Here is a 3,991-nt window from a genome sequence, read left to right as displayed (position 1 = left end):
GACCCAACCCGCCAGCCCGCACGTACGGCGTACCCAGAAACAAACCAAGCATCGCGCCGCGACCAATCACCGGGGCCAGCAACAAACCAATACTGTGATGGTTTTCGATCAACGCCAACAACGCACAAAACTTGAGCAGCAGCACCAACACCAGCGTGACCACCGCAATCGGCCCGCTGCGGGGGTCTTTCATAATAAGCAGTGTACGTTCACGGTCGCCGAAACCACCCAACCACGCATCAGCGCTGTCGGCCAATCCATCGAGGTGCAAACCGCCGCTGAGCATCACCCAAACGGTTAGCAGCAACGCCGCGTGCAACATCAGCGGCGCACCGGCCAAGAGCGTATTCACCCCCATCAACAGCAGCCCAAATAGCAGCCCCACCAACGGATAGAACAACAACGAGCGACCCAATTCGTCTGATTTTGGCATCCCGGGCAAACGAATGGGCAGGCTGCTGAGAAATTGTAGGGCGATCCACAGCGGCAACAGGTTCATTCGCTCAACACGCCCCCGGCATTGATCTGGATCGACAACAACGCCCCGTGCCGGCCTCGACTTGCAGCAACTGCTCACGTGGCAAGCCCCGCGCCTGGGCCAATAACAGACGCATGACCCCACCATGACTCACCAACAAAACACGCTCGCCCGCATACGCCTGCTGCAAACGTAGCACCGCCCCTAGCACGCGTGCAGAGAACATCGGCAGCGGCTCACCCTGCGGCGGCGTAAACGTATAAGGGTCAGCCCAGAACAAACCCAAGCCCTCGGCGTCGGTTTCCATCAGCTGTGCCGCGCTGCGCCCTTCCCACTCGCCGAAGTGCAGCTCTTGCAGGTCGGGCTCCAGGTGCAACGGAAGCTTCAAGGTTTCCGCCAGCTCTTCGGCAAAGCGTGCGCAGCGCTGCAAGGGTGAGCTGATAATGCGATTCCATGGCCCGGCATCGACCACCGCCGCACGCATTTGCGCCCAGCCAATGTCCGTCAACGCGTCATCCAGACTACCGCGCAAGCCGCCACCGAGTTCGGTTTCGCCATGGCGTAGCAGGTCGAGGCGTAGGGTCATGCCGGACGGTCCGCCACCGCAGCTTCGGCGAAGGTCGCCATGCCGTTGTGCAGTTCGCACGCCAGTCGCAACAACGGCACGGCCAATGCCGCGCCACTGCCTTCGCCCAAGCATAAACCAAGGTCGAGCAACGGCTCGGCCTGCAGCACTTCCAACAGATGACGATGGCCCGGCTCTGCGCCGCGATGCGCAAACAGCAGCCAATCGCGGCACGACGGGTTCAAGCGCACCGCGACCAAGGCCGCAACGCTGCAAATAAAGCCATCGACCAACACTGCGACGCCTTCTTGAGCGCAGGCCAGATAAGCGCCCACCAAGGCAGCAATTTCAAACCCGCCCAAACAAAACAGACTGCGCAGTGGGTCGCTTGCGTGTTCCGCGTGCAAGGCCAATGCGCGTTCGATGACCAACGCTTTATGGGTGACGCCCGCTACGTTCAGACCGGTGCCCGGCCCAACCAACAGACTCACCGGACTTTCCAACAGTAGACACGCCAAGGCGCTGGCGGCGGCGGTATTACCAATGCCCATTTCGCCACCGATAAACAGCTCTGCCCCCGACGCCACTGCACGGCGTACGCTGTCGCGCCCCGCTTCCAAAGCCAATAAGCCTTGGGCGTCAGTCATGGCCGGACCTTCGACGAAGTTCGCCGTACCCGCACCCAGGTTTAGGTGGCGCACGCCAGGCAGGTTTAAAGGAGCAACCGTGCCTAAATCGACCACTTCCAACTGTGCCGACAGTTGCCGGGCCAGCACGCTGATTGCTGCGCCGCCGGTGACAAAGTTATGCAGCATTTGCCCGGTCACTTCTTGCGGATAAGCAGAAACCCCTTCCGCCACAACACCGTGATCGCCGGCAAAAATCGCGATCCACAGGTTATCGACGGCAGGCTTTACGCGCCCTTGCAGACCCGCAAGCTGCACTGCAACGCGCTCCAACTGCCCGAGGGAGCCGGCCGGTTTGGTCAGTTGCTGCTGACGGGCCAAGGCCTCTTCGCGCGCCTGAACATTCATCGCCTGTGCAGGTTTCAGCCACCAGGAATTACTCATAATGCAGATCCTTTCAACGTCAGCGGTAAGCCTGCAACGGTAAGAACCACGCGTTGGCAACGTTCGGTCAGGGCTTGATGCAGCCAGCCGGCTTCGTCGACATAACGGCGGGTCAGTTCGCCGAGGGGCACGACGCCCAGCCCGGTTTCGTTGCTGACAAAAATGATTTCGCCCGGCAGGTCTGCCAAGCAGTTCAACAACGCCTCGCGCTCGGCGGCCAGGCGTTCGGTATCTTCTAGCATCAACAGATTGGTCAGCCACAAGGTCAGGCAGTCCACCAACACACAGCGATCCACCTGCGACTGTTCGCGCAACACCCGCGCCAGTTCGATGGGTTCTTCGATCAAACCCCACTGTTCAGGCCGGCGCTGGCGATGCAGGGCCACGCGCTGATTCATCTCCCCGTCCAGCGGCTGACTGGTGGCGATATAAATGACGTCGAGGGCGCTTTGTGCCGCCAGCCGTTCAGCCAATGCACTCTTGCCGGACCGCGCCCCGCCGAGGATCAGTTGCAGCATGTCAATTGACCTCCGCAAACGGAGCGTCCACGCCACACAGCTGGCGCAACAGCGCCCCATCCAGGTGATTTTCTACCAAGTCTGCCAAGCGCTCGATGTCGCGCTCGCGCAAGGCGTGGTAATCCACTTCCTGTACATCGTGCAAACCCGCCCAACGCAGCAAGGCGCTACAGGCCTGCGGTGATTCGAACAGGCCGTGCAGGTAGGTGCCGAGAATCTGCCCGTCGGCGCTTTGTGCGCCATCGCGGCGACCGTCCTGAAGATAAACAGCAGGATTATCCAATGCGCTGCCGCTGGTCACTCCAGCGTGAATCTCGTAGCCGCTGACCGGCGCGTTTTCCATCACCAGTCGACCTAGAACGTTGCGCAGCTGTTTTTCTTCTTCCAGCACAGTGCTGATGTCCAACAGCGCAAAACCGGCACTCGACCCTGCGGCACCTTCCAGCCCCAATGGATCGTGTACTTGCCGCCCAAGCATCTGCAGCCCGCCGCAGATACCGATCACTTTGCCGCCATACCGCAAATGACGGGCGATTGCGCTGTCCCAACCGTTATTGCGCAGGTACGCCAAGTCGCTGCGTACGCTTTTCGAGCCAGGCAAGATAATCAGGTCCGCAGCCGGAATCGCCTGACCAGGGGCAATAAATTGCAAATTAACCTGTGGATGCAGGCGCAACGGGTCGAAGTCCGTGTGGTTGCTGATGCGCGGCAACACCGGCACCAGCACATTTAGCACCTGCTCGACCTTCTCGGTTTGACGCTGATCGAGACCGTCCTCAGCCTCAAGGTGCAGGTCCATCACATAGGGCAACACGCCAACCACCGGCTTGCCGGTGCGCGCTTCAAGCCAGTCGAGCCCCGGTTGCAGCAGGGCGATATCACCGCGAAAGCGGTTGATGATGAAGCCTTTGACCCGCGCTTTCTCACTGGGAGACAGCAGCTCCAGGGTGCCCACCAAGTGGGCAAACACCCCGCCGCGATTGATGTCGGCGATCAACAGCACCGGACAATCCACCGCCTCGGCGAACCCCATGTTGGCAATGTCATTGGCGCGTAAATTGATTTCCGCAGGAGAGCCCGCACCTTCCACCATCACCACCGGGTACGCCGCGCTCAAGCGCTGATGCGAGTCCAGCACCGCCTGCATCGCGATCTCTTTATAGCGGTGATACGCCACCGCGTTCATGGTGGTCACCGCCCGCCCATGGATGATCACTTGCGCGCCGGTGTCACTGTTCGGTTTGAGCAATACCGGGTTCATGTCGGTGTGCGGCTCAAGCCCTGCGGCTTGCGCTTGCACAGCCTGGGCCCGGCCAATCTCACCACCGTCGGCGGTCACTGCGCTGTTGAGCGCCATGTT

Annotated in this window: 4 protein-coding genes and 1 pseudogene; all 5 read right to left on the bottom strand. The window is 60.8% G+C overall.

Translation table 11 applies throughout. The features are described 5' to 3' along the window. A partial coding sequence (locus M0974_RS05250) for an adenosylcobinamide-GDP ribazoletransferase (RefSeq protein WP_297833639.1) occupies positions 1 to 493 on the bottom strand: 493 nt, incomplete at its 3' end. A gap of 2 nt (positions 494 to 495) precedes the next feature. After that, positions 496 to 1,064: pseudogene (gene cobC, locus M0974_RS05245) on the bottom strand (alpha-ribazole phosphatase family protein). After that, complete coding sequence (gene cobT, locus M0974_RS05240; protein WP_297833637.1) at positions 1,061 to 2,113, bottom strand: nicotinate-nucleotide--dimethylbenzimidazole phosphoribosyltransferase; 1,053 nt, start codon at positions 2,111 to 2,113, stop codon at positions 1,061 to 1,063. Before cobT ends, cobC begins: the two are co-directional and overlap by 4 nt. Beyond that, entirely contained in the window at positions 2,110 to 2,631 is a 522-nt protein-coding gene (gene cobU, locus M0974_RS05235; protein ID WP_297833634.1) for a bifunctional adenosylcobinamide kinase/adenosylcobinamide-phosphate guanylyltransferase, read from the bottom strand. The genes cobT and cobU overlap by 4 nt, the downstream gene beginning before the upstream one ends. A 1-nt stretch (position 2,632) precedes the next feature. Further along, on the bottom strand, positions 2,633 to 3,991 hold a 1,359-nt coding region (locus M0974_RS05230), incomplete at its 5' end, for a cobyric acid synthase (protein WP_297833631.1).

Source organism: Pseudomonas sp. (assembly GCF_026224925.1).
GTDB lineage: Bacteria > Pseudomonadota > Gammaproteobacteria > Pseudomonadales > Pseudomonadaceae > Aquipseudomonas.
The sequence above is the reverse complement of the archived record's forward strand: the minus strand, read 5'-3'. Positions and strand labels throughout refer to the sequence as shown.